Raw genomic sequence first — 23,782 nt, forward strand, 5'->3', positions numbered from 1 at the left:
CCCCGGACCTCCTCGTCCGGGGCGCGGGCCGTGAGGGCTCAGGCGTCCTGTTCCTCCAGGTCGTCGATGTCCGCGTCGAGATCGTCCTCGTCGAAGACCGCGCTGACATCGAAGCGGCAGACCACCTGCTGGGGGTCGGCCTGGTCGAAGGGGGCCGAGAGCCATTCCCCCGGCTCCGGGAGATCGTCCGCGGCCGACACCCAGAGGGTGGAGTCGCCCTCCTCAAGACCGAACTCCTTGTGCCGGGAGGCGATCTCATCCGGTTCGTACTCGCCGAAGAGCACACCGAGGGCGGCGTGCACACTGCCGCTCGCCACTCCTCCGTTGTCGGTGTCCCCCTCCACATCGGCGATGCGCTGTGCCTGTGCGAGCAGCCGCTGCGGTTCCACGACCGCGTAGTCGCGCCGGATCAGCACGCTGAGGGCGTTGGGCTCCTCGGGACCGTTGTAGGGCGGCAGTGAGTCGTCCGGGTCCGGGATCTCGAAGGGGGTGACTTCGTCGTACCGGTTGTAGAGCCGCTCGTCATAGACCTCGGCCGCGACGGCGAGGGCGTTGAACGCGTCGGAAACAGCCGGGTCGTCCTCACCCGTGCGGTGTTCGACCGCCGCGAGATGGCGGTCCAGAGCTACCTTGACCGCCTCGGCGGCAGCGCGTACCTCGGCAGCGGTGGGCTGCGCAGCATCAGACATAGTGCAGACGCTATCCGTACCGGGGCTCTGCCCGCACAATAGATGCGATGCCGGAATACGAATTTGTCGACGTGTACGTGCCGCGCGGGGTCTCCCGCAAGGAAGCGGCGCGTCTGCTCACCGACCACGCCGAGTACGGACACTGGGAACTGGACCGTCTGAGCCTGCACCGGGACGGCAGTCGCAGAGTGCGGCTGCGCCGGCGCATCATCCGTCAGGTGCGCGCCACCTGGTGAGGGTGAGTACGACGGAACGGGCCCCGCTGTTGCGAGGCCCGCCCGTGTACTGCCCTGTTCCGTTCCCGGTCGGGCTTCGATCCGTTCTCGTACGGTGCGTAGCCGTGTGACTACGCGTGTGGCTACACGACGGAACGGGACCGGGAGCGCCGGTAGAGGATGGTGCCCGCGAGCAGCAGTCCCGCGCCCGCCGGAAACATGATCCCGAGCGCGCCCGCACCGGTCTGCGCGAGGACGTCGGTGCCCTCGGACTGTGCGACGGCCTGCGTCTCGGGGGTGTTCGGGGCGCCGGGCCCGCCCGGCCCCGGCGGGATCGCCCGCTCGGACGTCGGCGGTGTGCCGGGCTCGTGCGGGACGGCCGGCTCTCCGGGCTTGCCGGGTTCCCCGGGCTGCCCGGGCTTGGCCGGCGGCTGGGCGGTCTCGCCGTTCGCGCAGCCGTTGCCCATGGCCGGGTTGAGCACGCCGATGACATCGACGGAGTTCCCGCAGACGTTCACGGGGATGTCGACCGGCACCTCGACGGAGTTGCCGGAGCCGACGCCGGGAGAGTTGGCCGCGCCGCCTCCCGCGTGGGAGCCGCCCGGCGGTGCGGTGTGTGTGTCGCCGGGGTGCGAGCCGCCGTTGTGGCCCCCGCCGTGTGAGCCGCCGTGTCCGGACGGTTTGCCGGACACATTGGCGCAGTTGTTGCCGAAGGCGGGGTTGAGCACCCCGACCACATCGACGGTGTTCCCGCACACATTGACCGGGACGTGCACCGGAACCTGAACGTTGTTGCCGGACAGCACCCCCGGTGAGTTCGCGGCCGTGCCGCTCGCTCCCGAGTCCGCGTGTGCGTAGCCGCCGCCGAGCGCGAGTACGCCCCCCGCGGCCGCCACGGTCATCAGGCCCTTGCGCGTGACCTGTCTCATAGCTTCGATCCTTGCCTTCTGCCTTCCGGAGCTGCCCTGGGCATCGGTGCCGGGGCAGGATGCCCAGCGGCCCCGGAGTGCATGGCGCGCACTCCGGGGCCACTCGGGCTCAGACCCTCACAGGGTGAGAGAGATACAACGTCACTTGTTGATGCACACGTTGCCGAAGGCGGGGTTCAGCAGCCCGATCACCGAGATCGTGTTGCCGCACACGTTCACCGGAACGTGGACCGGAACCTGGACCACGTTGCCGGAGAGGACACCGGGAGAACCGATGGCGGCACCCTGGGCGCCCGCGTCGGCGACGGCCATGCCCGCACCCGCGAGCACCAGACCACCAGTAACAGCCGCAGCAGCGACGACCTTCTTGATCATTGTTCCTCCTTGTTGGCAAATGCGGTCCCAGCCGCGGACCGCACACCTGTAACGAAGGGGAAGTAATGAGGCTACGAGCGTATGGTCGCATTCACTCTTTTCAGTCCCGTGTGCACACGCTGTCGATTACCGGAACCTCCAACTCCCTTGTCAGCTGTGGTCGATGAACCGATCCAGCACCCGCACACCGAACTGAAGGCCGTCAACCGGTACGCGCTCGTCCACACCGTGGAACATCCCGGCGAAGTCCAGCTCCGGGGGGAGCTTGAGGGGGGCGAACCCGAAGCCGCGGATGCCGAGGTCGTCGAAGGACTTGGCGTCGGTGCCGCCCGAGAGCATGTACGGGACCGCCCGCGCGATCGGGTCCTCCGCCGACAGCGCGGTCTGCATGGCGTCCACCAGCTTCCCGTCGAAGCTGGTCTCCAGGGCCTTGTCGCCGTGCACGTCCTCCCGCTTGACCCGCGGGCCGAGGATCCGGTCGAGGTCGGCCAGGAACTCCTCCTCGTACCCGGGCAGGAAACGGCCGTCGACATGCGCGGTCGCCTGGCCGGGGATCACATTCACTTTGTAGCCGGCGCCGAGCATGGTGGGCGCGGCGGAGTTGCGCAGCGTGGCACCGATCATCTTCGCGATACCGCCGAGCTTGGCGAGCGTGGCGTCCATGTCCTCCGGATCGAGCGGGGTGCCCAGCGCGTCGGACAGCTCGTCCAGGAAGGACCGCACGGTCTTGGTCACCCGCACCGGCCACTGATGACGGCCGAGCCGCCCCACGGCCTCGCACAGCTCGGTGATGGCGTTGTCGTTGTTGGTCATGGAGCCGTGCCCGGCGGTGCCGTCCACGGTCAGCCGCATCCAGTGCATGCCCTTCTGCGCCGTCTCGACGAGATAGAGCCGCAGATTCTCGTTGACGGTGAAGGAGAAGCCGCCGACCTCACTGATCGCCTCGGTGACGCCCTCGAAGAGCCCGGGGTGCTTGTCGACGAGATACCGCGCCCCGTACGTGCCGCCCGCCTCCTCGTCGGCGAGGAAGGCCAGCACGATGTCGCGTGGGGGCTTGCGGCCGCTGCGCATCCTGTCCCGCACGACGGCCAGGGTCATCGCGTCCATGTCCTTCATGTCGACCGCGCCCCGGCCCCAGACACAGCCGTCCGCGATCTCGCCCGAGAACGGATGGTGCCGCCAGTCCTCGGCGTTGGCCGGAACGACATCCGTGTGACCGTGAATGAGCAGGGCGGGCCTGGAGGGGTCCTCGCCCTCGATCCGGGCGACGGTGGAGGCACGGCCCTTGTGGGACTCGAAGATCTGGGGTTCCAGGCCCACTTCGGCGAGCTTCTCCGCGACGTACTCGGCGGCGGCCCGCTCCCCCGGTCCCGAGTGATCTCCGTAGTTGCTGGTGTCGATCCGGATCAGATCACGGCAGAGGTCGACGACCTCGTCCTCGCCCGAGACGGTCCTGCCCGCGTTCGGCTCGCTCACGCTGCTCACTCCCACGGTCGTTGCTGGTGGTTCTCGCTGCTGGTCCCCCACATACTCCCGCGATCCGCCCCGCACCCCAAGACAGGCCCCGGCCTGACATACGCCCGTCACAAGGCCGCCGCCCGTGCCGCGGCGCGCCCCGCCGCCGGGGCCGTCACGGCGGCCGTCACGGGGGCCGTCACCCGGATCGGGGCGTGATCGGGCACCGTCGAATGTTTGCTATGGTTTTCCACGTCGGAACGGCCCAGGGCCGCCCGGCAGACACCTGGTCCGGGTGGCGGAATGGCAGACGCGCTAGCTTGAGGTGCTAGTGCCCTTTATCGGGCGTGGGGGTTCAAGTCCCCCCTCGGACACCAGCAGTACAGCAGCTGATGGCGCTGGCCGGATTCCGGTCGGCGCCATTCGTATGTCATACGCGGTTTCCCACGTGGCCGGGCCGCCGGGCCGCGGCGCCGGCGCGGAGCCTGGACGCCTCGATCTCCTCGTACGCCCGCTCCTGCCCTTCCCAGTGGGAGCCCTCGACGGACTTGCCGGGCTCCAGATCCTTGTACACCTCGAAGAAGTGGGTGATCTCCAGCAGGTCGAAGCTGTCCACATCGGCGATGTCCCGCAGCACGGCGTGCCGCGGATCGCCCGCGGGCACGCACAGGACCTTCTCGTCGGGCCCCTTCTCGTCGCGCATGACGAACATCCCGATCGCCCGGCATCTGATGACGCACCCCGGGTACGTCGGATCGCCGACCAGGACGAGCGCGTCCAGTGGGTCGCCGTCCCGGCCCAGCGTGCCGTCGATATAGCCGTAGTCGGCGGGGTAGCGGGTGGCGGTGAAGAGCAGCCGGTCCAGCCGGATACGGCCCAGCTCGTGGTCCATCTCGTACTTGTTCCGCGACCCCTGGGGAATCTCCACGGTCACATCGAAGTCCCTCACGACCTGCCTCCCGACCACAGACACGTGCACCAGTGTGCCCCGTTATGTGCGGTTCGGCAGCGCCCCGAAGCGCGGTCGACTGTATACAGTCGCTGCCACGAGCCCTAGGGTGTCCACGACGGATCATCTCGACTCGGAGGCGTCATGGGCGACTTGGACCCCGTAGTGATTCTCGCGATGGCGGCACGGGCCCCCGACGGTCTGGTGATCGTCGACCGTGAAGGGCTGATCCGTTACTGGAACCGGGGAGCGGAGCGGATCTTCGGCTACTCGGCGGCCGAGGTCACCGGTCGCGATCTGGATGTGATCATCCCCGAGAAGCACCGGCAGCGTCATACGGACGGCTTTGTGGCGGCCATGGCCGCCGGCACCAGTAAGTACGGGGACAACGACCTCCTGGCGGTTCCCGCGCTCACCTCGGACGGTTCGACCATCTCCATCGAGTTCAGTGTGGTGCTGCTGACCGACTCCGAGGGCAGGGCGAGCCACGTCGGGGCCGTCATCCGGGATGTCACGGCGCGGCGGGCCCAGGAGAAGGAGGTACGCCGGCGGCTGCTGGAAGCCACACCGAACCCCACGGCGTCCTGAGCCGTGCCGTCGCGTATCCGGAGGCGGGTCAGCGCACCCGGGGCGGCGGGGGTTTGGCGCCCGTCATGAGGGGCGAGCGGGCCAGTTCCACACAGCCCGCCGCGATCAGGGCCACCCCGATGAGCTCGGGCAGCAGCCACCAGCCGGTGCGCAGGCTCTCGCCGAAGAGGGTCACGCCGTACGTGATGCTGATCAGCGCGTCGCCGAGGGTGAGCATCGGCTGGGACGCGACCAGTGAGCCGGCCTGGAGGGCGTTCTGGAGCAGGAACAGCGCCCCCACCCCGGCGACCGCCGTGCCGTAGAGCTGCCAGGCGCTCACCAGGGCGAGGAAGCCGCCGCCGTTGTCGAGCCGGGACACGGCGTCCTTCATCAGCGCCGCGGTCAGCGCGTATCCGCAGGCGGCGGCGAGCCCGAGGAGCGCGGCACGGGCATTGCCGCGCAGCCGCCGTGACCAGGTGATCAGCGCGGCCTCGAAGACCCCGGTGACGATCAGGGCCGGGATCCAGGCGTATCCGGGGACGCTCTCGCTGCCTCCGCCGGGCGCGGCGGAGGCCATGCCCAGGGCGAGACCGCAGGTCACCGCCGCCACTCCCAGCCAGGCGGACCGGCTCAGCCGGATCCGGAAGGCGAAGCTCGCGATCAGCAGGGTGGCGGGCAGCTCGATGACGAAGATCGGCTGGACCACCGCGATCGGTCCCGTGGCGAGCGCCACCGCCTGGCACACGGCGGCCACGATCACCAGCCCGATCCCCGCCAGCCACACCTTCTTCCGCAGCAGATGCCTGATCAGCGAGAGATGCATCGCCTCGGCGTCGGGCACGGTGGACGCGGCGCGGCGCTGGAGCACCGAGGCGGAGCCGTTGCTGATCGCGGTCAGCACGGCGAACAGGACACTGATCACCGGTCCATCATGCGGCTGACGGGTTCCGGAAGGGCTCTCATCCCGGCGCGCAGGGTCCGGGCGGGGCCGAACGGGGGACCCCGGCGTGCGGTGCCGTGCGGGCACCGAACACGTCAACGGCGCCGTTCACTCGAACATGCGTCACTCCGCGCAGGGGGCATGCCTCGCCGCTGAGCTGGAGAGACTGGGTGTGCCGCGCCCGGCGAGCCGTCGGAACCGGGGCGGTTCACCACCGGCGACGTCGCCCGGCCGACCCGCCCGTACGTACCCGCCACCGAGCCGTACGTACCCGTCACAGCAAGGAGTGCACGACGTGACCACGCTGCCGGAAGCATCGATGCCGGTACCGGCCTTCGATCCCGGGGACGCCGGGCCACCCTGCGCCTACGCCCGGCTCCGCGAGGAGCAGCCGGTCGTCAGGGCCCTGATGCCCAACGGCGAAGTGGGCTGGCTCATCAGCCGCCATGAGGACGTGCGCGCCGCCTTCGCCGATCCCCGGCTCATCAGGCCGCTGCTGTCCGCCTGGCCCCCGCGCGAGGGGCCGGACGCCCCGCCACCGTGCCTGCCGACGTTCCTGGAGATGACCGGCGAGCACCACAGCCGGGTCCGCCGCAGTGTGCTGCCGCTGTTCGGGCGCCGTCGCCTGGAGTTCATGGCCCCCAGGATCCGGGCGATGGCGGAGGAGCTCGTCGATTCCATGGTGGCCGCGGGGACCGGTGCCGACCTCGTGGCCGCCTTCACCGAGCCGCTGCCGCTGAAGGTGCTGTGCGAGACGGTGGGCCTGCCGTACGAGGACCGCGATGTCTATCTGCCGCACACCCTCACGCTCCTGAGCGCGTCCGGCCTGGACATGGAGGACATCCTGGCGGCCCTGTACGCGCTCCAGGACTACGCGTCCGGCCTCATCGACCGCAGGGAGAGTGCCGGCGGTGGTGACGACTGCATCGGTCTGCTCCTGGCGGAGTGCCGCCGCACCGGCGGTGAACTGGTGCGCGACGACATCGTCAGCTTCGTGGTGACCATGCTCATGGCCGGCTACAAGACCAACATCCAGCACCTGGGCAACGCGCTGCTCACCCTGCTCACCCACCCCGACGAGATGCGGCGGCTGCGCGAGCGGCCGGACGGCATGGACACGGCGGTGGAGGAACTGCTGCGGTACGTGCCGCTGATGAACGCGATCAACGTCCTGGTGGCCGAGGAGGACTTCACCCTGCGCGGCCGGCACATCCGCGCCGGTGACGCGGTGGTCCCGGTCATCGCCTCGGCCAACCACGACCCGGCCGCGTTCCACGATCCCGCGCGACTCGACCTCACCCGCAGCCCGAACCCGCACGTCGCGTTCGGGCACGGCCCGCACTACTGCACCGGCGCTCATCTGACCCGGCTCCAACTCTCCGTCGCCCTGCGGGTGCTGCTGGAGCGCCTGCCCGGCCTCACCCTCGCCGAACCGGCGGCTTCCCTGCCGTGGGACGAGACGACGCCCTTGCGTGCCCCGGCCCGCCTGCCGGTCCGCTGGTGACCCTCGCCCCTCCGCGACCCGTACGAGAAAGGTCCCGCCGACCGTGCCCGCGACCGAAGAAGATCTCCTGCCGCACTATCCGTTCAGTGATCGCGGCGACCGGCTCGCGCCCCAGCTGCGCGATCTCCAGCGCCGGTGCCCCGTGGCGAGGGTGCGCACGAACGCCGGCGGCGAGGCATGGCTGGTCACCGGCTATGAGCTGGCCCAGCACGTCCTGCGGGAGCGGAAGTTCGCCCGGTCCGCGCTCGCCGGTCCTGACGGTCCCACTCAGGACGCCCCGATCCTGGCCCCCGAACTGCTGGACGCCATGGGCTGTCTCCAGCGCGCCGGGCTGCGCGACGAGGTGCTGAAGGCTCTCGGCCGGGGCCAGCCCTACCTCCCCGCCGACTGGGTCGCCCAGGTCACCCGGGAAGGGCTGGACGCGATGGTGGAGGGCGGGAGTCCGGGCGATCTCCAGCGCCACTTCGCCGAATGGGTCGCCGCGCGGTGCATGTGCCGCACCCTCGGTCTGCCCTTCGAGGACCGGCACTGGCTCGCCGAACGGGCCGACCTCGACCTGACCATGAAGACTCCCAGCGACGAGGAGCTGGCGCGCAACTGGGAAGAGCTCCGTCTCTACATGCACCAGCACCTCGCCGGCCGTCCCGCCGAGCCGCGCGGGCTGCTGGACCGCCTCGCCGACCTCAACGACCGCCGGCGCGGCCTGGACGAGAAGCAGCTCTCCAACATCGCGGCCCTCCTCTTCGTCACCAGCTACGAGGACTTCGCGAGCTTCCTGGGCGTGGCGGCCGTCCGTCTCCTCCAGCACCCCGAGGTGATGGACAGCCTGCGCGCCCGTCCGGACACGATGCCGCGGTGTGTCGAGGAGCTGCTGCGCCACGGCGTCGTCCTGGGCAACGCCATCCCCCGCTTCGTCACCCAGGACGACAAACTCGGCGAGGTGCCGGTGAAGGAGGGGGACCTGATCCTGCTCTCCCTCGACGCCGTCAACTACGACCCCGACGCCTTTCCCCATCCCGACGGCTTCGACCCCGCCCGCTCGCCAAATCCCCATCTGCGCTTCGGCTATGGACGCCACCACTGCCCGGGCGCCCATCTCGTCCGGCGTCAGTCCGAGACCGCGTTCACCACGCTGCTGGAGCACCTTCCCGGCGTCCGCCTCGCGGTCCCCGCCGACGAAGTCCCCTGGGTACCCAACAGGATGGCCATCGTGCCCGCCGCCGTGCCCGTCACGTGGTGACACCCCGCCCGACCACTAGACTCACGGTCCCGTGGCACACAGACACCGCACCCCTCCCCCCTCGCCCCTCCCCCAGCGGGACGGGATCGATCCGGTGCGGCTGCGGCTGCCGCCGGACGAGGCCGGGGCGTGGCCGACCGTGCGGGATCATCTGGTCGCGCGGTTCGGGGACGCCATCGGGGCCGGGCGGGTCGACGCGATGCTGAGGGAGGGGCGGTTCGTCGGGCTGGACGGGCCGGTGGGGGCGGCGGAGCCGTATGCCGCCGGGCGGTACGTGTGGTTCCACCGGGACTTCGCCGCCGAGGAGCGGGTGCCGTACGAGGTCGGGATCGTGTACCGCGACGAGCGGATCGTCGTCGCCGACAAGCCGCACTTCCTGGCCACCACCCCGCGCGGACGGCATATCACCGAGACCGCGCTGGCCCGGTTGCGGCGGGATCTCGGGCTGCCCGCGTTGCAGCCCGCGCACCGGCTCGACCGGCTCACGGCCGGGCTCACGCTCTTCGTCGTACGCGCCGGGGACCGGGGCGCGTACCAGACGCTGTTCCGGGACCGGCTGGTGCGCAAGGAGTACGAGGCGGTCGCGCCGTACGATCCCGCCGTGGCGCTGCCGGTGACGGTGCGCAGCCGGATCGAGAAGGAGCGCGGGGTGCTGGCCGCGCGGGAGGTCCCGGGCGAGCCGAATTCCGAGAGCCGGATCGAGCTGGTGGAGCGGCGGGGCGGGTCCGGCCGGTACCGGCTGCTGCCGGCCACCGGCCGAACCCATCAGCTGCGGGTCCATATGAACCGTCTGGGACTGCCGATCCTCAACGATCCGGTGTATCCGGTCGTCCGGCCGGAAGGCCCTGACGACTACGCGTCACCGCTGCAACTCCTCGCGAAGGTACTGGAGTTCACCGATCCGGTGACGGGCGAGCCGTACCGGTTCGAGAGCCGGCTCGCCCTGTCTCAGTGGCCGCGCTGAATCCACTCCGCCAGGTGGGGCGCCTCGGCGCCGATCGTGGTCGTGTCGCCGTGTCCCGTACGGACCACCGTCTCCGGCGGCAGACCGAGCAGCCGGTCGCGGATCGAGTCGATGATCGTCGGGAAGTGCGAGAACGACCGTCCGGTGGCGCCGGGGCCGCCCTGGAAGAGCGTGTCGCCGGTGAAGACCGAGGACAGCTCGGGGGCGTACAGGCAGACCGCGCCCGGAGCGTGTCCGGGGGTGTGGAGCACGGTCAGGGTGGTGCCCGCGACGCTGATCGTGGAGCCGTCGGTCAGCTCGCCGTCCGGGACCTGCTCGGGATACGTCTGCTTCCAGAGCGGCAGATCGTCGTGGTGCAGCAGTACGGGCGCGCCGGTGGCGGCGGCGAGTGCCGGTGCGGCGTCGATGTGGTCGTTGTGCGCGTGGGTGCAGACGATGGCGCGCAGCGTCCGGCCGCCGAGCGCGTTCTCGATGGCCGCGGCGTCATGCGCGGCGTCGATGACGATGGCCTCGGAGTCGTCGCCGACGATCCAGACGTTGTTGTCGACGTCCCAGGTGCCGCCGTCGAGCGAGAAGGTGCCGGAGGTGACGAGATGGTCGATACGGACGGTCATCAGAACACCACCACGGAACGCAGGACGTCGCCTTCGTGCATCCGGGCGAACGCCTTCTCGACATCGCCGAGTCCGATGGTCTCGGTGACGAACGCGCCGAGATCGATCCGGCCCTGCTGGTGCAGGTCGACGAGCATCGGGAAGTCGCGGGACGGCAGACAGTCGCCGTACCAGGAGGACTTGAGGGAGCCACCGCGGCCGAAGACGTCGATCAGCGGCAGTTCGAGCGTCATCTCGGGGGTGGGGACGCCGACCAGGACGACCGTCCCGGCCAGATCACGGGCGTAGAAGGCCTGCTTGTACGTCTCCGGGCGGCCGACCGCCTCGATCACGACATCCGCGCCGAACCCGTTGGTCAGTTCGCGGATCGCCTCGACGGGGTCGGTGGAGCGGGAGTTGACGGTGTGGGTGGCGCCCATCGACTTCGCCGTCTCCAGCTTGCGGTCGTCGATGTCGACGGCGATGATCCGGGCCGCGCCCGCGAGGCGCGCGCCGACGATCGCCGCGTCACCGACACCGCCGCAGCCGATGACCGCGACCGAGTCGCCCCGGCCGACCTGGCCGGTATTGAGGGCGGCGCCGATGCCCGCCATCACGCCGCAGCCGAGCAGACCGGCGACGGCCGGTGAGACGCTCGGGTCGACCTTGGTGCACTGGCCCGCGGCGACGAGGGTCTTCTCGGCGAACGCGCCGATGCCCAGCGCCGGGGAGAGTTCCGTGCCGTCCGTCAGCGTCATCTTCTGTGCGGCGTTGTGGGTGTTGAAGCAGTACTGCGGCCGTCCGCGCAGACAGGCCCGGCAGTTCCCGCACACCGCACGCCAGTTGAGGATCACGAAGTCGCCGGGCGCGACATCGGTGACGTTCTCGCCGACCGACTCGACCACGCCCGCGGCCTCATGGCCGAGGAGGAAGGGGAAGTCGTCGTTGATGCCGCCCTGCTTGTAGTGCAGATCCGTGTGGCAGACGCCGCACGCCTGCACCTTCACCACGGCCTCGCCGGGGCCGGGGTCCGGTACGACGATCGTCTCGACCCTCACCGGCTCGTTCCTGCCGGGGGCGATGACCCCCTGCACCTGCTGCGCCATTGCCAGGACCTGCCTTTCCTCACGCCGTCTTACGCTCGGACGCTCACATACCGAACGTTCCGTCATCCCCCACTATCCCGTGCCGGTGTCCTCCCGGGCCGAAGCACCCTCCCGTGCCGCGGCGCGCGGTCGCGGGCGGGTGCGGGTCAGGGGGCCAGTACGTCCAGTTCCTCCAGGGCTCCGACGGCGATCTGCCTGGTGAGTTCCTCGGCGCGGGCCGCGTCGCCCTCCCGTACCGCCTCGGCGACCTGGACATGCAGGGTCACGGCGGCCGGATCCGGGTCGTCGAACATCACCTGGTGGTGCGTACGGCCGGTGAGGACCTCCGCGACCACATCGCCGAGCCGGGCGAACATCTCGTTGCCCGACGCGTTCAGCACCACCCGGTGGAAGGCGATGTCATGGACGAGATACTCCTCCAGCCGGCGGCCCCGGGAGGTGGCGACCATGCCGAGCGCCTGCTCGGTGAGAGCGGCGCACTGCTCGGGCGTGGCGTGCCGGGCGGCCAGCCCCGCCGCGACCGGTTCGACCGCCGAGCGCAGCACGGTGAGCGAGCGCAGCTGACGGGGCCGGTCGGCGCCGGCGAGGCGCCAGCGGATGACGCGCGGATCGTAGACGTTCCACTCCTCGGTGGGGCGTACGGTCACGCCCACCCGGCGCCGGGACTCCACCAGATGCATGGATTCGAGCACGCGGACCACCTCGCGCACGACGGTGCGCGAGACATCGAAGCGCTGGGCCACCTCGTCCGTGCGCACCACACTGCCCTGCGGGTACTCGCCCGCGGTGATGGCGAGGCCGAGAGTGTCCAGCACACGGGTATGCAAGCCCCGGCCTTCAGTGGTCATGGGACAACCCTACGGGGCACACGGCTCCCAGATTAAGTACGACGTTTACATCACATCCTCTTGAATAAGTCGTACCTAATAGGTTTCAGTAGCGCGACGGCCCGATGCCCGGGACGGACTGAAGCCGATGTCGAGGAAGACAGCGAGGCATGCGATGAGCACCCCCCACGTCGTCGTGGTGATGGGCGTGGCAGGAACCGGCAAGACCACGGTCGGCCCCCTGCTCGCCGCCGCACTGGGCGTCCCGTACGCCGAGGGCGACGATTTCCATCCGCCGGAGAACATCGCCAAGATGTCCGCCGGCACCCCGCTCGACGACGCGGACCGCCTGCCCTGGCTGGACGCCATCGGGGCCTGGGCGCACGACAGAGCCGGGCTCGGCGGTGTGGTGAGCAGCTCCGCGCTCAAGCGCGCCTACCGGGACCGGCTGCGGTCGGCCGCGCCGGGCGCCGTCTTCCTCCACCTCACCGGTGACCGGCCGTTGATCGAACACCGGATGTCGGAGCGCAAGGGGCACTTCATGCCCACCGCGCTGCTGGACTCGCAGTTCGCCGCCCTGGAGAACCTGGGCGCGGACGAAGCGGGTGTGGCCGTCGATGTGTCCGGCACCCCCGAAGAAATCACCGACCGGGCCGTCGCCGCGCTGCGCCGGCTCGAAAGCTGAAGGAAGTTTCCGTGACTCCCGTGACCAGTCTCAGTGTCGAGACGCTGGCAGCGGACGCAGCCGAGCCGATCACCTCGGCGGGCAACGCGCAGCTGGGTATAGCGGTTCTCGCCGGTATAGCCGTCATCGTCCTGCTCATCACCGTCTTCAAGCTCCATGCCTTTCTGGCCCTGACCCTCGGCTCGCTGGCGCTCGGCGCCTTCGCGGGCGCCCCGCTGGACAAGGTCATCACCAGCTTCACCGCCGGCCTCGGCTCCACGGTCGCGGGGGTGGGCGTACTGATCGCGCTCGGCGCGATCCTCGGCAAGCTGCTCGCCGACTCCGGCGGCGCCGACCAGATCGTCGATACGATCCTCGCCAAGGCGGGCGGGCGCGCCATGCCGTGGGCGATGGTGCTGATCGCCTCGGTGATCGGGCTGCCGCTCTTCTTCGAGGTCGGGATCGTGCTGCTGATCCCGGTCGTCCTGCTGGTCGCCAAGCGCGGCAACTACTCCCTGATGCGGATCGGCGTCCCGGCGCTGGCCGGGCTCTCCGTGATGCACGGTCTGATCCCGCCGCACCCCGGGCCGCTGGTCGCGATCGACGCCGTCGACGCCAACCTCGGGGTCACGCTGGCGCTCGGGGTGGTCGTCGCCATCCCGACCGTGATCATCGCGGGCCCGCTGTTCTCCCGGTACGCCGCGCGCTGGGTGGACATCCCGACGCCCGAGAAGATGGTGCCGCAGCGCACCTCGGACGATCTGGAGACCCGGCCGAGCTTTGTGGCGACGGTCTCCACCGTGCTGCTGCCGGTCGTGCTCATGCTGGGCAAGGCGCTCGTGGACATCGTCGTGGACGATCCGGAGAACACCGTCCAGCGCGTGGCGGACGTCGTCGGCTCCCCGCTGATCGCGCTGCTCGCCGCCGTGCTCGTCGGCATCTTCACGCTGGGCCGCGCGGCCGGATTCACCAAGGACCGGATCTCCTCGACCGTCGAGAAGTCGCTCGCCCCGATCGCGGGCGTGCTGCTGATCGTCGGCGCCGGCGGCGGCTTCAAGCAGACGCTGATCGACTCGGGCGTGGGCCAGATGGTGCTGGAGTTCTCCAAGGACTGGTCGATCCCCGCGCTGCTGCTGGCCTGGCTGATCGCGGTGGCGATCCGGCTGGCGACCGGCTCGGCGACCGTGGCGACCATTTCGGCGGCCGGGCTGGTGGCGCCGCTCGCGGCGGACATGTCGACGACGCACGCGGCGCTGCTGGTGCTGGCGATCGGCGCGGGCTCGCTCTTCTTCAGCCATGTGAACGACGCCGGGTTCTGGCTGGTGAAGGAGTACTTCGGGATGAGCGTCGGCCAGACGCTGAAGACCTGGTCGGTGATGGAGACCATCATCTCGGTGGTCGGCCTCGGCTGCGTTCTGCTGCTCTCGCTGGTGTTGTAGTCGTAGTGGAGAGCACCCGCGGTCCCGTGAAGCCAGGGACCGCGGGTGCCGTCAGACCGCGGTCTCCGTCGTCTCCGACTCGGCCGCCTTCTCCAGCTGGAAGGCCTCGTTGCCGAGCCCGATCCGCGCGTGCGCCTCGGGCTTGGCGGAGCGCAGCACCAGCCCGTACACCAGCCCGCCGGCCAGCGCGAGAGCGATGATCCCGGGCAGCACCCAGCTGAGCGCGGAGCCGGGCCCCGACCCGACGAGGATGTCGAAGTCCTTGACGGTGTAGACGGCGATGATCACCAGCGCGATACCCGCCAGCCCGGAGGCCACCAGCCGCGCGGCCTGATGGCGCGCCGCTCCCCGCCGTACGAAGAAGACGATGACGGCGAGGGAGGCCGCGGCCATCAGCACGATGACCCCGAGCGCGCCGATGTTGCCCATCCAGGTGAAGAGATGGAGCACCGGGGCCGTCGGGTCACCGGCCGGCTTGTCGTCGGTGAGGGCGAAGGCCAGGATGACGGCGACCGAGATCGCGGACTGGAGCACGGAGCCCGAGGCGGGCGCACCGCTGGACTTGTTGGTGCGGCCGAAGGCGGCGGGCAGCAGACCCTCGCGGCCCATCGCGAAGGCGTAGCGCGCCACGACATTGTGGAAGCTGAGCAGCGCGGCGAACATGCCGGTCACGAACAGGACATGCAGGACGTCGGTGAAGGTGGCGCCCAGCCTGCTCTCGGTCAGTCCGAAGAGCAGCGTGGGGCCCTGCTCCCCCGCGGCCTTGACGATCGAGCCGGGCCCCGCGGCGACGGTCAGCGCCCAGGCGCTGAAGGCCAGGAACAGCGCGGCGTAGCCGACGGCCAGGAACATGACACGTGAGACGACGACATGCGGCCGGCTGGTCTCCTCGGCGTAGACCGGAGCCTGTTCGAAGCCGACGAAGGCGGCGATGCAGAAGCAGAGCGCGGTCCCGAGCCCCGCGCCGGTGAGGGTGTCGGGGTTGAAGGCGGCCAGGGACACCCCCTCCGCGCCCGGATCGGCGAGGGAGGCGAAGTCGAAGATCACGACCAGCGCGCACTCGATGATCAGCAGGACGCCGAGCACCTTGGCGTTGAGGTCGATCTTGAGCCAGCCGAGCAGACCGACGATCGCGGCGGCGACGAGCGCCGGGATCCACCAGGCCACGGTCAGACCGAGATAGGTGGCGAAGAGGCCGGAGACCTCGAAGCCGAGGATGCCGTAGATACCGACCTGCATGGCGCTGTACGCGACGAGGGCGACGAGCGAGGCGCCGGCACCGGCGGTCGGGCCGAGCCCTCGGGCGATATACGCGTAGAACGCCCCGGCGTTGTGCACGTGCCGGCTCATCTCCGCGTACCCGAAGCTGAACAGCACCAGGACGACGCCGAGAATCACATAGAGCAGGGGCTGGCCGACGATGCCCATGACACCGAAGACCGTGGGCATGACGCCGGCGACGACGAGCATCGGCGCGCTCGCGGCGAGCACGGAAAGCAGCAGGCCCACCGTGCCGAGCCGGCCGGCGCGCAGCGCCCGTTCCTGCCCTTTGTACGTATGGATCTCGTTGAGCTCGCTCGTGCTGGGTCTGCCCGTCGACATGACAGGGTCGTCCTTTCGGAGAGCGGTGGGGACTCAGGCGGAGCCGAGCGCGGCGTGGCGCGCGGCGAGGAACGCTTTCTGGGGGTCCAGGTCGGGATATGACCAGGGGGCTGGGGTGCTGTGCCGGCCGATCCGCTGGAAGAGCGCGGCGGCCTCGGCGAGCCGCCCGTCGTGGAACTGGGCGTGGGCGAGGAAGTTGAGGTCGACCCGGCCGCGCGGATGCTCCTCGGACTCCCACTCCAGCCACCAGTCGAAGGCGGCCTTGAGCACCTGGCGGGCGCGGCGTCCGGTCCAGTGGGCGGAGGCAGCGGGGTCGCCGGGCTCCTGTCCGGCAACGGCGAGGACGCGGTAGCGCTCGGCGTGGGCGACCACGGGCAGAATGGCGAGCGGTGAGTCGGCGGGGGCCTGTTCGGCGGCCCAGGCGGCGAAGTCGTACACCTCGTGCAGCGGGTCCTGGCCGGCGTCGGGATGGCGCTCCGCGAGCCGCGCCGCCATCAGATGATGCGCGTGGTGGTGGTCCGGATGCCGGGTCCTGACCTCGTCGAAGAGCTGTGAGGTCTCTTCCTCCGTGCCGAGCGTACGGGCGAGCAGCAGCAGTCCGAGCCAGGGCGTGGGATCGGCCGGGGCCCGCCGGATGGCGTCGCGGCAGGCGTCCCGCGCGCGCTGTTCCTTCTCTCTGCCACGCAGTACGCCGACGACGGTGGCGCAGGCGAGCAGGGTGGCCGCGTCGGCGCTCTCCGGTTCGGCGAGGAGCCAGTCCCGGGTCCAGGCGGTGGCGCCGGAGACCTGTGCGAGGACGACGACGCGGTGGCCTCGCCGGTCCCAGTCGTCGCCGGTCTCGGCGAGCAGGGTGCGCGCCTCGGACCAGCGGCCCTGGGCCAACTGGCCGCGTACGGCGCCGAGCCGGGCGTCGTCAAGGGCCGGATCGAAGAACTGGCCGGAGCGGGAGCCCCGTCTTCGTGAGCGGCCCAGGGGTGGTGGCGGAGGCGGGGACATCCGCGGGAATCCTCCAGGGCACATGAACGGGCGATGATCGCCGACAGCCAATCGGTAGGCAACGCTTTCCGTCAAGGGCTGTCTTGATGCGAAGTGCGCCAACTGTCCAGCCGTAGCGCACCGTTGCTCCCTCTTTGCGCCCCGGGTCCGCCTCCGTGGTTGTGACCCGGTTTCCACCGCCGGCCCCAGCTCGGACGGGTATTGGCCTGCCTGTCCGCCGGTCTGCCCCCGTTACCTGACGGCTTTCGCCGCCGCCCGGCCCGCCGTACGGCCCGAGAAGATACAGCCGCCGAGGAAGGTGCCCTCCAGCGAGCGGTAGCCGTGCACGCCGCCGCCGCCGAAGCCGGCCGCCTCGCCCGCCGCGTAGACGCCGGGCAGCGGCGCGCCCTTCGCGGTCAGGACGCGGGAGGACAGATCCGTCTCCAGGCCGCCGAGCGACTTACGGGTCAGGATGTTCAGCCGTACGGCGATCAGCGGGCCGGCCCCGGGGTCGAGCAGGCGGTGCGGGGCGGCCGTACGGATCAGCTTGTCGCCCAGGTACTTCCGGGCGCCCCGGACCGCCATGACCTGGAGGTCCTTGGTGAAGGGGTTGGCGATCTCACGGTCGCGCGCGGTGATCTCACGGCGCAGCCGGTCCTCGTCGATCAGCCCTTCCCCGGTGAGGTCGTTCATTCCGCGCACCAGCGCGGACAGATCCTTCTCCACGACGAAGTCGGCGCCGTTGTCCATGAACGCCCTGACCGGGTCGGGGACCTCGGCGCGCGCCCGCCCGATCACCCCCCGGACCGACTTCCCGGTCAGATCGGGGTTCTGCTCGGAGCCGGAGAGCGCGAACTCCTTGCCGATGATGCGCTGGTCGAGGACGAACCAGGTGTACTCGTGGCCGGAGCGCATGATGTGCTCCAGCGTGCCGAGCGTGTCGAAGCCGGGGAAGAGCGGAACGGGCAGCCGCCGGCCGCGCGCGTCCAGCCAGAGCGAGGACGGGCCGGGCAGGATACGGATGCCGTGCCTGGCCCAGATCGGGTTCCAGTTCTCGATGCCCTCGGTGTAGTGCCACATCCGGTCCCGGTTGATGTGCCGGGCGCCCACCGCCTCCGTGATGCCCAGCATCAGTCCGTCGACATGCGCGGGGACACCGGAGAGCAGCTTCTGCGGCGGGGTGCCGAGCCGCTCGGGCCACTGGGCGCGCACCAGCTCGTGGTTGCCGCCGATACCGCCCGAAGTGACGATCACCGCCTGCGCCTTGAACGCGAAGGCGCCGGTGACCGTACGGCTGCTCGCCGTGCCGCGCGCGGCCTCGCTCGGCTCCAGGGTCTCGCCGCTCACGGTGTCGACCACGCCCGCGGTGGTGGCGAGAGCGGTGACACGATGCCGGAAGCGGAACGTCACGAGCCCCTTCGCGACCCCCGCGCGCACCCGCCGCTCGAACGGCTCGACCACCCCGGGCCCGGTGCCCCAGGTGATGTGGAAGCGCGGCACGGAGTTGCCGTGTCCGGTCGCGTCGTACCCGCCGCGCTCCGCCCAGCCCACCACCGGGAAGAACCGCATGCCCTGCCCGTGCAGCCAGGCCCGCTTCTCGCCGGCCGCGAAGTCGACATACGCCTCGGCCCACTTGCGCGGCCAGTGGTCGTCCTCGGGGCGGTCGAAGCCCGCCGTACCGAGCCAGTCCTGGAGGGCCAGCTCCCGGCTGTCCTTGATCCGCAGCCGGCGCTGCTCGGGCGAGTCCACGAAGAAGAGACCGCCGAAGGACCAGTGCGCCTGTCCGCCGATGGACCGCTCGGGCTCCTGGTCGAGGACGATCACGGAACGGCCCGCGTCGACCAGCTCGGCGGTGGCGACCAGGCCCGCGAGCCCCGCCCCGATCACGATCACATCAGCGTCGTACGCCATGGCTGCCATCCTTCACGGGCGGGATCGGTTGGGTCGGGTCCTGTCAGGTGGTCCGATCCTCCGTACGCGCGAGTAACGCGTCAACTGGTTGGATGGCGTTCATGAACGCTGCTGGCGAGATCCTGGACATCGTCGACGAGAACGACCGCGTTGTCGGTCGGGCGCCGCGCGGTGAGGTGTACGCGCGGGGCCTGCGCCATCGCGCCGTCTTCGTGCTCGCGCGGGACGCGGAGGACCGGATCTTCGTCCACCGCAGAACCCCGGTGAAGCTGGTCTTTCCCTCGCTGTACGACATGTTCGTGGGCGGTGTCGTCGGCGCGGGTGAGAGCTATGACGAGGCGGCGCTGCGGGAGGCCGAGGAAGAGCTGGGCGTGTCGGGGCTGCCCCGGCCCGTACCGCTGTTCACGTTTCTTTACGAGCTCGCTGACGGCGTCGGGAGCTGGTGGTCGCGGGTGTACGAGGTGCGCTGCACGCTGCCGGTGCGCCCGCAGGTGGAGGAGGTCGCCTGGCACGACTTCCTCCCGGAGGCGGAGCTGGAGCGCCGGCTCGGACAGGGTCCGGATGGCTGGGAATGGGTACCGGACGGTCTCGCGGCGTACGAGCGGCTCCGCGCGCTCCGCGCGTAGGGTGCGGTACGTGAGCGACTTTCTGCGCGGCCTGCGGCTGTGGTTCACGCCCCGGCGCGTCGCCGAGGAGGGCGAGACCCCCGACTACCGCTTCTCGCTCGCCAATGAGCGCACCTTCCTGGCCTGGATCCGCACGGCGCTCGCGCTGGTGGGCGGCGGGTTCGCGGTCGATCAGTTCCTGCCGGGCCTGCGCTGGGGGGTACGGGTCGGGCTCGCGGTGGCGCTGCTCGCGGCGGGCGCGTTCTGCGCGCTGCGCGCGGTCAACCACTGGGTGCGCTGCGAGCGGGCGATGCGGCGCAAGGAGGATCTGCCGGTCTCCGTGTTTCCTACGCTGCTGAGTCTGGCGGTGGGGCTGGTCGCCGTCGCGATGCTGGTCATCGTGGTGCTGGGGCGGGCCGGCTGATGGCCGCGCCACCCGGGGACGCGGGCGGGGCCCCGGCCCGGGATCCGGGGCTCCAGCCCGAGCGGACCCGGCTGGCCTGGCGGCGTACGACGCTCTCCTGCACGGTGGTCGCCGTGCTCGCGGCCCGGCAGGCGGTCCATGGCGGCACCACGGCCGCCGGGGTGGCCGGCGCGGCGCTCAGCGCGCTGGTCTGGCTGGCCTTCCTGGGCGTCGCGCACCGCCGCACGCTGGCGCTGGACGCCGCCGTGCCACGGCCGCTGCCGGTGCGCGCGGCGCTCGCCACGACGGGCTGCACGATCCTGCTGGCGCTGTTCGCGGTGGCGGTGCTGGCCTGAAAAGCCGGCCCGAAGGTACCGGCCCGACGGTACGGCGGCGCCCCCTGACGTGCCGTCAGCTGGCAGGCTCGGAGGGACCGTTCACCGTGGAACAGGGGTCCCGATGACTGCCACCGATCCGTATCTCGTCCGACTGGATCCTGTCCGGTCACCCGAGGTGCACGCCTATGTCCAGCCGGACGGCGGCTGGTGCCTCAACAACGCCGGTTTCGTCAGCGACGGGGAGACGACGCTCCTCATCGACACCGCCGCCACCGAACGCCGCGCGCTGCTGCTGCGCGAAGCGATCCTGACGACGGGCGCCCCGCTCCCCCGTATCGTCGTCAACACCCACCACCACGGCGATCACACCTACGCCAACGGCCTGTTCGTCCCCGAGGCCACCGTCATCGGCCATGACGCCTGCCGTGACGAGCAGTCCGCCGCCGGTCATGAACTCCGGCTGGCCTGGCCGGGGACGGATTTCGGCGATATCCGGATCGCGCTCCCGGCCGTGACCTACCACGACCGGCTGACCCTCCATGTGGGCGGGACCGAGGTACGGCTGATCCACCCGGGCGTGGCGCACACCCGGGGCGACTCGATCGTGCATCTGCCGGAGCACGGCATCGTCTTCACCGGCGATCTGGTCTTCCGGGGCGGCACGCCGTTCGTCTCCGCGGGCTCGCTGCGCGGCTCCCTGCGGGCGCTGGATCTGCTGCGCTCGCTGGACGCGGGTGTCGTCGTACCGGGGCACGGTCCGGTCACCGACCCGTCGGCGTTCGACGCGACGGAGGAGTATCTGCGGTACGTGACCGAGCTGGCCCGGGAGGGCCACACCAGGGGCCTCACCCCGCTGGAGACGGCGCGCGCGGCCGATCTCGGGACGTTCGCCGGGCTGCGGGAGAGCGAGCGGCTGGTGGGCAATCTGCACCGGGCGTACGCCGAGCTGGACGGGCTGCCCGAGGGCTCGCCGCTGGATCCGGTCACCGTCTTCGCCGATATCGCCGCGATGAACGGCGGAGCGATCCCGGCCTGCTACGCCTGACCGGTCCCGGCCCCCCGTACCGCCCCGGACCGGGCCCCGCACTGGACGACATACCGACTGGTCGGCATCATGAGTCATCGGTATCGGCCACGACCGCCCACGGAGGTACGCACGATGAGCCCAGTCCCCCCGCCAGGACTCGATCCCGAGCGGCTGCGCGGCCATCTCGACCGCGCGCTTCCCGGCCTGGTGAGCGGACCGCTCGACGCGCGGCTGATCGAGGGCGGCCGGTCGAATCTGACGTACACCGTCACCGATTCCGCCGACCCCGCCCACCGCTGGGTGGTCCGCAGGCCCCCGCTCGGTCATGTGCTGGCCACCGCGCACGACATGAAGCGTGAGTACCGCGTGATCGAGGCGCTGTATCCGACGGCCGTGCCGGTGCCGGAGCCGCTGCTGCTCTGTGAGGACGAGTCCGTGCTCGGCGCGCCGTTCTACGTGATGGAGTACGTGGCCGGCACGCCGTACCGCACGGCCGAACAGCTCGCCCCGCTCGGCCCCGAGCGCACCCGCGCCGCCGTGCTGGCGCTGGTCGACACGCTGGTCGAGCTGCACGCCGTCGATCCCGAGGCGGTCGGGCTCGCCGACTTCGGCCGCCCCGACGGCTTCCTCGACCGGCAGCTGCGCCGCTGGGGCAAGCAGCTCGACGCCTCCCGCGACCGCGAACTGGCCGGTATCGACGAGCTGCACGCGGCCCTCGGCCGGTCGCTGCCCGGCTCCCCCGCGGCCACCGTGATCCATGGCGACTACCGGCTCGACAATGTGCTGCTCGGCGAGGACGACCGGATCAAGGCCGTACTTGACTGGGAGATGTCCACGCTCGGCGATCCGCTCACCGATCTGGGGCTGCTGGTGATGTACAGCGCTCGTCTGGAGCTGACGGGGTCCCCGATCAGCACGACCGCCGGGGCCGCGGGCCACCCCGCGCCCGCCGAACTGATCGAGCGGTACGCCGCGGGCTCGGGCCGGGACACCTCGGCGATCTCCTGGTACACGGCGTTCGCCTGGTTCAAGCTCGCCGTGATCCTGGAGGGCATCCACTACCGCTACACCCTGGGCCGGACCGTGGGGCCCGGCTTCGACCGGATCGGCGCTCTCGTACCCGTCTTCATCCAGCACGGCCTCACCACCCTCCAGGAAGGCTGAGTACCCCTCATGGACTTCGCATTCGACGCCCGCACGGAAGAGCTGCGGGCCAGGCTGCTCGCCTTCATGGACGCGTACGTCCTGCCGGCCGAGGCGGTGGCACACGAGCAGCGGTCCCTGCTGGCCGATCCCTGGGACACCCCGGCGGTCGTCGAGGACCTCAAGGCCGAGGCGCGCGCCCAGGGTCTGTGGAACCTGTTCTTCGTGGACCAGCACAGCCGGCCGGACACCGCGTACGGCGCCGGGCTGACCAATCTCCAGTACGCGCCGCTCGCCGAGATCACCGGGCGCTCCCCGCAGCTGGCCCCCACCGCGCTGAACTGCGCCGCCCCGGACACCGGGAACATGGAGGTGCTGGCCCAGTTCGGCACCGCCGAGCAGAAGAAGCAGTGGCTGGAGCCGCTGCTCGCGGGCGAGATCCGGTCGGCGTTCGCCATGACCGAACCCGAGGTGGCCTCCTCGGACGCGACGAACATCCGGACGCGGATCCGGCGGGACGGCGACGACTACGTCATCAACGGCCGCAAGTGGTACATCTCCGGGGCGATGAACCCGGACTGCGCGATCTTCATCGTGATGGGCAAGACCGACCCGGACGGTGAGGACGTCCGCCGCCAGCAGTCGATGATCCTGGTCCCGCGCGACACCCCGGGGCTCGAAGTCCGCCGCGCCATGCGGGTGTACGGCTACGAGGACCACTCCCACGGCGGCCATGCCGAGGTGGTGTTCGACAATGTGCGGGTGCCCGCCTCGTATCTCGTCGGCGAGGAGGGCGGCGGTTTCGCGATCGCGCAGGCCCGGCTCGGGCCCGGCCGGATCCACCACTGCATGCGGCTGATCGGGATGGCCGAGCGGGCGATCGAGCTGATGTGCCGCAGGGCCGTGTCCCGCACGGCGTTCGGAAAGGCGATCGCCCAGCAGGGCGTCGTCCAGAACTGGATCGCGGACGCCCGGGTGACGGTCGAACAGCTGCGGCTGCTCGTACTCAAGACGGCCTGGCTGATGGATACGGTCGGCAACAAGGGCGCGCACACGGAGATCCAGGCCATCAAGATCGCCACCCCGCGCGCGGTCGTCGGCATCATCGACTCGGCCGTCCAGCTGCATGGCGCGGGCGGGGTCAGCCAGGACTTCCCGCTGGCCGAACTGTGGGCGGCGGCACGGACCTTGCGGCTGGCGGACGGCCCCGATGAGGTGCATCAGCGGTCGCTGGCACGGCGGGAGCTGAAGAAGTACCTCTGAGCGGGGCCGCCGGAGCCGGCGCATCCGGGGGTGACGCGTCCCGAGCCGGCGCGTCCGGC

At 70.8% G+C, this 23,782-nt stretch carries 25 protein-coding genes and 1 tRNA gene; 14 read left to right on the forward strand and 12 right to left on the reverse strand.

The window, feature by feature from the left end; translation table 11 throughout:
- Window positions 1-38: 38 nt before the first annotated feature.
- Window positions 39-689: a hypothetical protein gene (locus ACFRKB_RS14000; RefSeq protein ID WP_365975251.1), complete on the reverse strand. Its 651-nt coding sequence runs from the start codon at window positions 687-689 to the stop codon at window positions 39-41.
- 47 nt (window positions 690-736) lie between these two features.
- On the opposite strand from ACFRKB_RS14000, the gene ACFRKB_RS14005 reads away from it, so the two are divergent.
- Entirely contained in the window at window positions 737-925 is a 189-nt protein-coding gene (locus ACFRKB_RS14005; protein WP_030354641.1) for a DUF5703 family protein, read from the forward strand.
- Window positions 926-1,047: 122 nt separating this feature from the next.
- Here ACFRKB_RS14005 and ACFRKB_RS14010 read toward each other — a convergent pair whose 3' ends face one another.
- From ACFRKB_RS14010 to ACFRKB_RS14020, 3 genes are all read right to left on the reverse strand, one after another.
- Window positions 1,048-1,833 carry a chaplin gene (locus ACFRKB_RS14010; RefSeq protein WP_383105913.1) on the reverse strand — a complete coding sequence of 262 codons (786 nt, stop codon included), beginning with the start codon at window positions 1,831-1,833 and terminating at the stop codon, window positions 1,048-1,050.
- 141 nt (window positions 1,834-1,974) lie between these two features.
- Complete coding sequence (gene chpH / locus ACFRKB_RS14015; protein WP_383105915.1) at window positions 1,975-2,208, reverse strand: chaplin ChpH; 234 nt, start codon at window positions 2,206-2,208, stop codon at window positions 1,975-1,977.
- A gap of 150 nt (window positions 2,209-2,358) precedes the next feature.
- Window positions 2,359-3,684, reverse strand: a complete 1,326-nt coding sequence (locus ACFRKB_RS14020) for a M20/M25/M40 family metallo-hydrolase (protein WP_365975255.1) — start codon at window positions 3,682-3,684, stop codon at window positions 2,359-2,361.
- Window positions 3,685-3,952: 268 nt separating this feature from the next.
- Here ACFRKB_RS14020 and ACFRKB_RS14025 point away from each other — a divergent pair.
- Window positions 3,953-4,040 (forward strand) — tRNA-Leu (locus ACFRKB_RS14025).
- A gap of 53 nt (window positions 4,041-4,093) precedes the next feature.
- Here ACFRKB_RS14025 and ACFRKB_RS14030 read toward each other — a convergent pair.
- Window positions 4,094-4,612 carry an inorganic diphosphatase gene (locus tag ACFRKB_RS14030; RefSeq protein WP_383105917.1) on the reverse strand — a complete coding sequence of 173 codons (519 nt, stop codon included), beginning with the start codon at window positions 4,610-4,612 and terminating at the stop codon, window positions 4,094-4,096.
- 144 nt (window positions 4,613-4,756) lie between these two features.
- Between ACFRKB_RS14030 and ACFRKB_RS14035 the strand changes: the two genes are divergently transcribed.
- On the forward strand, window positions 4,757-5,200 hold the full coding sequence (locus ACFRKB_RS14035; protein WP_383105919.1) for a PAS domain-containing protein: 444 nt from the start codon (window positions 4,757-4,759) through the stop codon (window positions 5,198-5,200).
- Between the two features lie 28 nt (window positions 5,201-5,228).
- On the opposite strand, the gene ACFRKB_RS14040 is transcribed toward ACFRKB_RS14035, so the two are convergent.
- Entirely contained in the window at window positions 5,229-6,101 is an 873-nt protein-coding gene (locus ACFRKB_RS14040; protein WP_383105920.1) for a DMT family transporter, read from the reverse strand.
- Between the two features lie 313 nt (window positions 6,102-6,414).
- On the opposite strand from ACFRKB_RS14040, the gene ACFRKB_RS14045 reads away from it, so the two are divergent.
- From ACFRKB_RS14045 to ACFRKB_RS14055, 3 genes are read left to right on the forward strand one after another with little or no spacing between them, the layout of a single operon-like run.
- Window positions 6,415-7,623, forward strand: a complete 1,209-nt coding sequence (locus tag ACFRKB_RS14045) for a cytochrome P450 family protein (protein ID WP_383105921.1) — start codon at window positions 6,415-6,417, stop codon at window positions 7,621-7,623.
- A 43-nt stretch (window positions 7,624-7,666) separates the two neighbouring features.
- Window positions 7,667-8,863, forward strand: coding sequence for a cytochrome P450 (locus ACFRKB_RS14050; protein ID WP_383105922.1), 1,197 nt, complete (start codon window positions 7,667-7,669; stop codon window positions 8,861-8,863).
- Between the two features lie 31 nt (window positions 8,864-8,894).
- Complete coding sequence (locus ACFRKB_RS14055; protein WP_383105924.1) at window positions 8,895-9,827, forward strand: pseudouridine synthase; 933 nt, start codon at window positions 8,895-8,897, stop codon at window positions 9,825-9,827.
- Here the strand turns inward: ACFRKB_RS14055 and ACFRKB_RS14060 are convergent.
- From ACFRKB_RS14060 to ACFRKB_RS14070, 3 genes are all read right to left on the reverse strand, one after another.
- Complete coding sequence (locus tag ACFRKB_RS14060; RefSeq protein WP_365975261.1) at window positions 9,812-10,441, reverse strand: MBL fold metallo-hydrolase; 630 nt, start codon at window positions 10,439-10,441, stop codon at window positions 9,812-9,814. The two genes, ACFRKB_RS14055 and ACFRKB_RS14060, sit on opposite strands and share 16 nt — an antisense overlap.
- Entirely contained in the window at window positions 10,441-11,526 is a 1,086-nt protein-coding gene (locus ACFRKB_RS14065; protein ID WP_383105926.1) for an S-(hydroxymethyl)mycothiol dehydrogenase, read from the reverse strand. The genes ACFRKB_RS14060 and ACFRKB_RS14065 overlap by 1 nt, the downstream gene beginning before the upstream one ends.
- Window positions 11,527-11,672: 146 nt before the next feature.
- Window positions 11,673-12,374 (reverse strand): FadR/GntR family transcriptional regulator, encoded by a 702-nt coding sequence (locus ACFRKB_RS14070; RefSeq protein WP_383105928.1) that lies wholly within the window; start codon window positions 12,372-12,374, stop codon window positions 11,673-11,675.
- 154 nt (window positions 12,375-12,528) lie between these two features.
- Here ACFRKB_RS14070 and ACFRKB_RS14075 point away from each other — a divergent pair, with 154 nt between their 5' ends.
- Together ACFRKB_RS14075 and ACFRKB_RS14080 are read left to right on the forward strand one after the other, a co-directional pair.
- The gene (locus tag ACFRKB_RS14075; protein WP_383105930.1) at window positions 12,529-13,038 is read left to right on the forward strand and encodes a gluconokinase; all 510 of its coding nucleotides are present in this window, start codon (window positions 12,529-12,531) and stop codon (window positions 13,036-13,038) included.
- Window positions 13,039-13,058: 20 nt separating this feature from the next.
- Window positions 13,059-14,456, forward strand: a complete 1,398-nt coding sequence (locus tag ACFRKB_RS14080) for a GntT/GntP/DsdX family permease (protein ID WP_365975267.1) — start codon at window positions 13,059-13,061, stop codon at window positions 14,454-14,456.
- Between the two features lie 51 nt (window positions 14,457-14,507).
- Here the strand turns inward: ACFRKB_RS14080 and ACFRKB_RS14085 are convergent, their stop codons facing one another.
- The 3 genes from ACFRKB_RS14085 to ACFRKB_RS14095 all read right to left on the reverse strand — a co-directional run bounded on the left by ACFRKB_RS14085 (window position 14,508) and on the right by ACFRKB_RS14095 (window position 18,944).
- Window positions 14,508-16,058, reverse strand: a complete 1,551-nt coding sequence (locus ACFRKB_RS14085; RefSeq protein ID WP_383105932.1) for an APC family permease — start codon at window positions 16,056-16,058, stop codon at window positions 14,508-14,510.
- 33 nt (window positions 16,059-16,091) lie between these two features.
- On the reverse strand, window positions 16,092-17,054 hold the full coding sequence (locus ACFRKB_RS14090) for a hypothetical protein (RefSeq protein ID WP_383105933.1): 963 nt from the start codon (window positions 17,052-17,054) through the stop codon (window positions 16,092-16,094).
- A gap of 231 nt (window positions 17,055-17,285) precedes the next feature.
- Window positions 17,286-18,944 (reverse strand): FAD-binding dehydrogenase, encoded by a 1,659-nt coding sequence (locus tag ACFRKB_RS14095; protein ID WP_383105934.1) that lies wholly within the window; start codon window positions 18,942-18,944, stop codon window positions 17,286-17,288.
- Between the two features lie 101 nt (window positions 18,945-19,045).
- Here ACFRKB_RS14095 and ACFRKB_RS14100 point away from each other — a divergent pair, with 101 nt between their 5' ends.
- From ACFRKB_RS14100 to ACFRKB_RS14125, 6 genes are all read left to right on the forward strand, one after another.
- On the forward strand, window positions 19,046-19,570 hold the full coding sequence (locus tag ACFRKB_RS14100) for an NUDIX domain-containing protein (RefSeq protein WP_383105936.1): 525 nt from the start codon (window positions 19,046-19,048) through the stop codon (window positions 19,568-19,570).
- A 10-nt stretch (window positions 19,571-19,580) separates the two neighbouring features.
- Window positions 19,581-19,973, forward strand: a complete 393-nt coding sequence (locus ACFRKB_RS14105) for a YidH family protein (RefSeq protein WP_365975274.1) — start codon at window positions 19,581-19,583, stop codon at window positions 19,971-19,973.
- Window positions 19,973-20,308: a DUF202 domain-containing protein gene (locus ACFRKB_RS14110; RefSeq protein WP_383105938.1), complete on the forward strand. Its 336-nt coding sequence runs from the start codon at window positions 19,973-19,975 to the stop codon at window positions 20,306-20,308. Before ACFRKB_RS14105 ends, ACFRKB_RS14110 begins: the two co-directional genes overlap by 1 nt.
- Before the next feature lie 103 nt (window positions 20,309-20,411).
- Window positions 20,412-21,335 (forward strand): MBL fold metallo-hydrolase, encoded by a 924-nt coding sequence (locus ACFRKB_RS14115; protein ID WP_383105939.1) that lies wholly within the window; start codon window positions 20,412-20,414, stop codon window positions 21,333-21,335.
- 114 nt (window positions 21,336-21,449) lie between these two features.
- A complete protein-coding gene (locus ACFRKB_RS14120; RefSeq protein ID WP_383105941.1) occupies window positions 21,450-22,481 on the forward strand; it encodes a phosphotransferase family protein in 1,032 nt (343 codons plus the stop codon).
- Window positions 22,482-22,490: 9 nt separating this feature from the next.
- Window positions 22,491-23,723, forward strand: a complete 1,233-nt coding sequence (locus tag ACFRKB_RS14125; RefSeq protein WP_383105943.1) for an acyl-CoA dehydrogenase family protein — start codon at window positions 22,491-22,493, stop codon at window positions 23,721-23,723.
- Window positions 23,724-23,782: the final 59 nt, after the last annotated feature.

The sequence above is a fragment of the Streptomyces scopuliridis genome (assembly GCF_042790125.1).
Classification (GTDB): domain Bacteria; phylum Actinomycetota; class Actinomycetes; order Streptomycetales; family Streptomycetaceae; genus Streptomyces; species Streptomyces scopuliridis_A.

What these genes read in the sequence shown, in the direction of transcription:
- ACFRKB_RS14000 (WP_365975251.1), bottom strand. Translation starts at nt 689, where the DNA reads ATGTCTGATGCTGCGCAGCCCACCGCTGCCGAGGTACGCGCTGCCGCC.
- ACFRKB_RS14005 (WP_030354641.1), top strand. Translation starts at nt 737, where the DNA reads ATGCCGGAATACGAATTTGTCGACGTGTACGTGCCGCGCGGGGTCTCC.
- ACFRKB_RS14010 (WP_383105913.1), bottom strand. Translation starts at nt 1,833, where the DNA reads ATGAGACAGGTCACGCGCAAGGGCCTGATGACCGTGGCGGCCGCGGGG.
- chpH (WP_383105915.1), bottom strand. Translation starts at nt 2,208, where the DNA reads ATGATCAAGAAGGTCGTCGCTGCTGCGGCTGTTACTGGTGGTCTGGTG.
- ACFRKB_RS14035 (WP_383105919.1), top strand. Translation starts at nt 4,757, where the DNA reads ATGGGCGACTTGGACCCCGTAGTGATTCTCGCGATGGCGGCACGGGCC.
- ACFRKB_RS14060 (WP_365975261.1), bottom strand. Translation starts at nt 10,441, where the DNA reads ATGACCGTCCGTATCGACCATCTCGTCACCTCCGGCACCTTCTCGCTC.
- ACFRKB_RS14065 (WP_383105926.1), bottom strand. Translation starts at nt 11,526, where the DNA reads ATGGCGCAGCAGGTGCAGGGGGTCATCGCCCCCGGCAGGAACGAGCCG.
- ACFRKB_RS14070 (WP_383105928.1), bottom strand. Translation starts at nt 12,374, where the DNA reads ATGACCACTGAAGGCCGGGGCTTGCATACCCGTGTGCTGGACACTCTC.
- ACFRKB_RS14075 (WP_383105930.1), top strand. Translation starts at nt 12,529, where the DNA reads ATGAGCACCCCCCACGTCGTCGTGGTGATGGGCGTGGCAGGAACCGGC.
- ACFRKB_RS14085 (WP_383105932.1), bottom strand. Translation starts at nt 16,058, where the DNA reads ATGTCGACGGGCAGACCCAGCACGAGCGAGCTCAACGAGATCCATACG.
- ACFRKB_RS14090 (WP_383105933.1), bottom strand. Translation starts at nt 17,054, where the DNA reads ATGTCCCCGCCTCCGCCACCACCCCTGGGCCGCTCACGAAGACGGGGC.
- ACFRKB_RS14095 (WP_383105934.1), bottom strand. Translation starts at nt 18,944, where the DNA reads ATGGCGTACGACGCTGATGTGATCGTGATCGGGGCGGGGCTCGCGGGC.
- ACFRKB_RS14100 (WP_383105936.1), top strand. Translation starts at nt 19,046, where the DNA reads ATGAACGCTGCTGGCGAGATCCTGGACATCGTCGACGAGAACGACCGC.
- ACFRKB_RS14110 (WP_383105938.1), top strand. Translation starts at nt 19,973, where the DNA reads ATGGCCGCGCCACCCGGGGACGCGGGCGGGGCCCCGGCCCGGGATCCG.
- ACFRKB_RS14115 (WP_383105939.1), top strand. Translation starts at nt 20,412, where the DNA reads ATGACTGCCACCGATCCGTATCTCGTCCGACTGGATCCTGTCCGGTCA.
- ACFRKB_RS14120 (WP_383105941.1), top strand. Translation starts at nt 21,450, where the DNA reads ATGAGCCCAGTCCCCCCGCCAGGACTCGATCCCGAGCGGCTGCGCGGC.
- ACFRKB_RS14125 (WP_383105943.1), top strand. Translation starts at nt 22,491, where the DNA reads ATGGACTTCGCATTCGACGCCCGCACGGAAGAGCTGCGGGCCAGGCTG.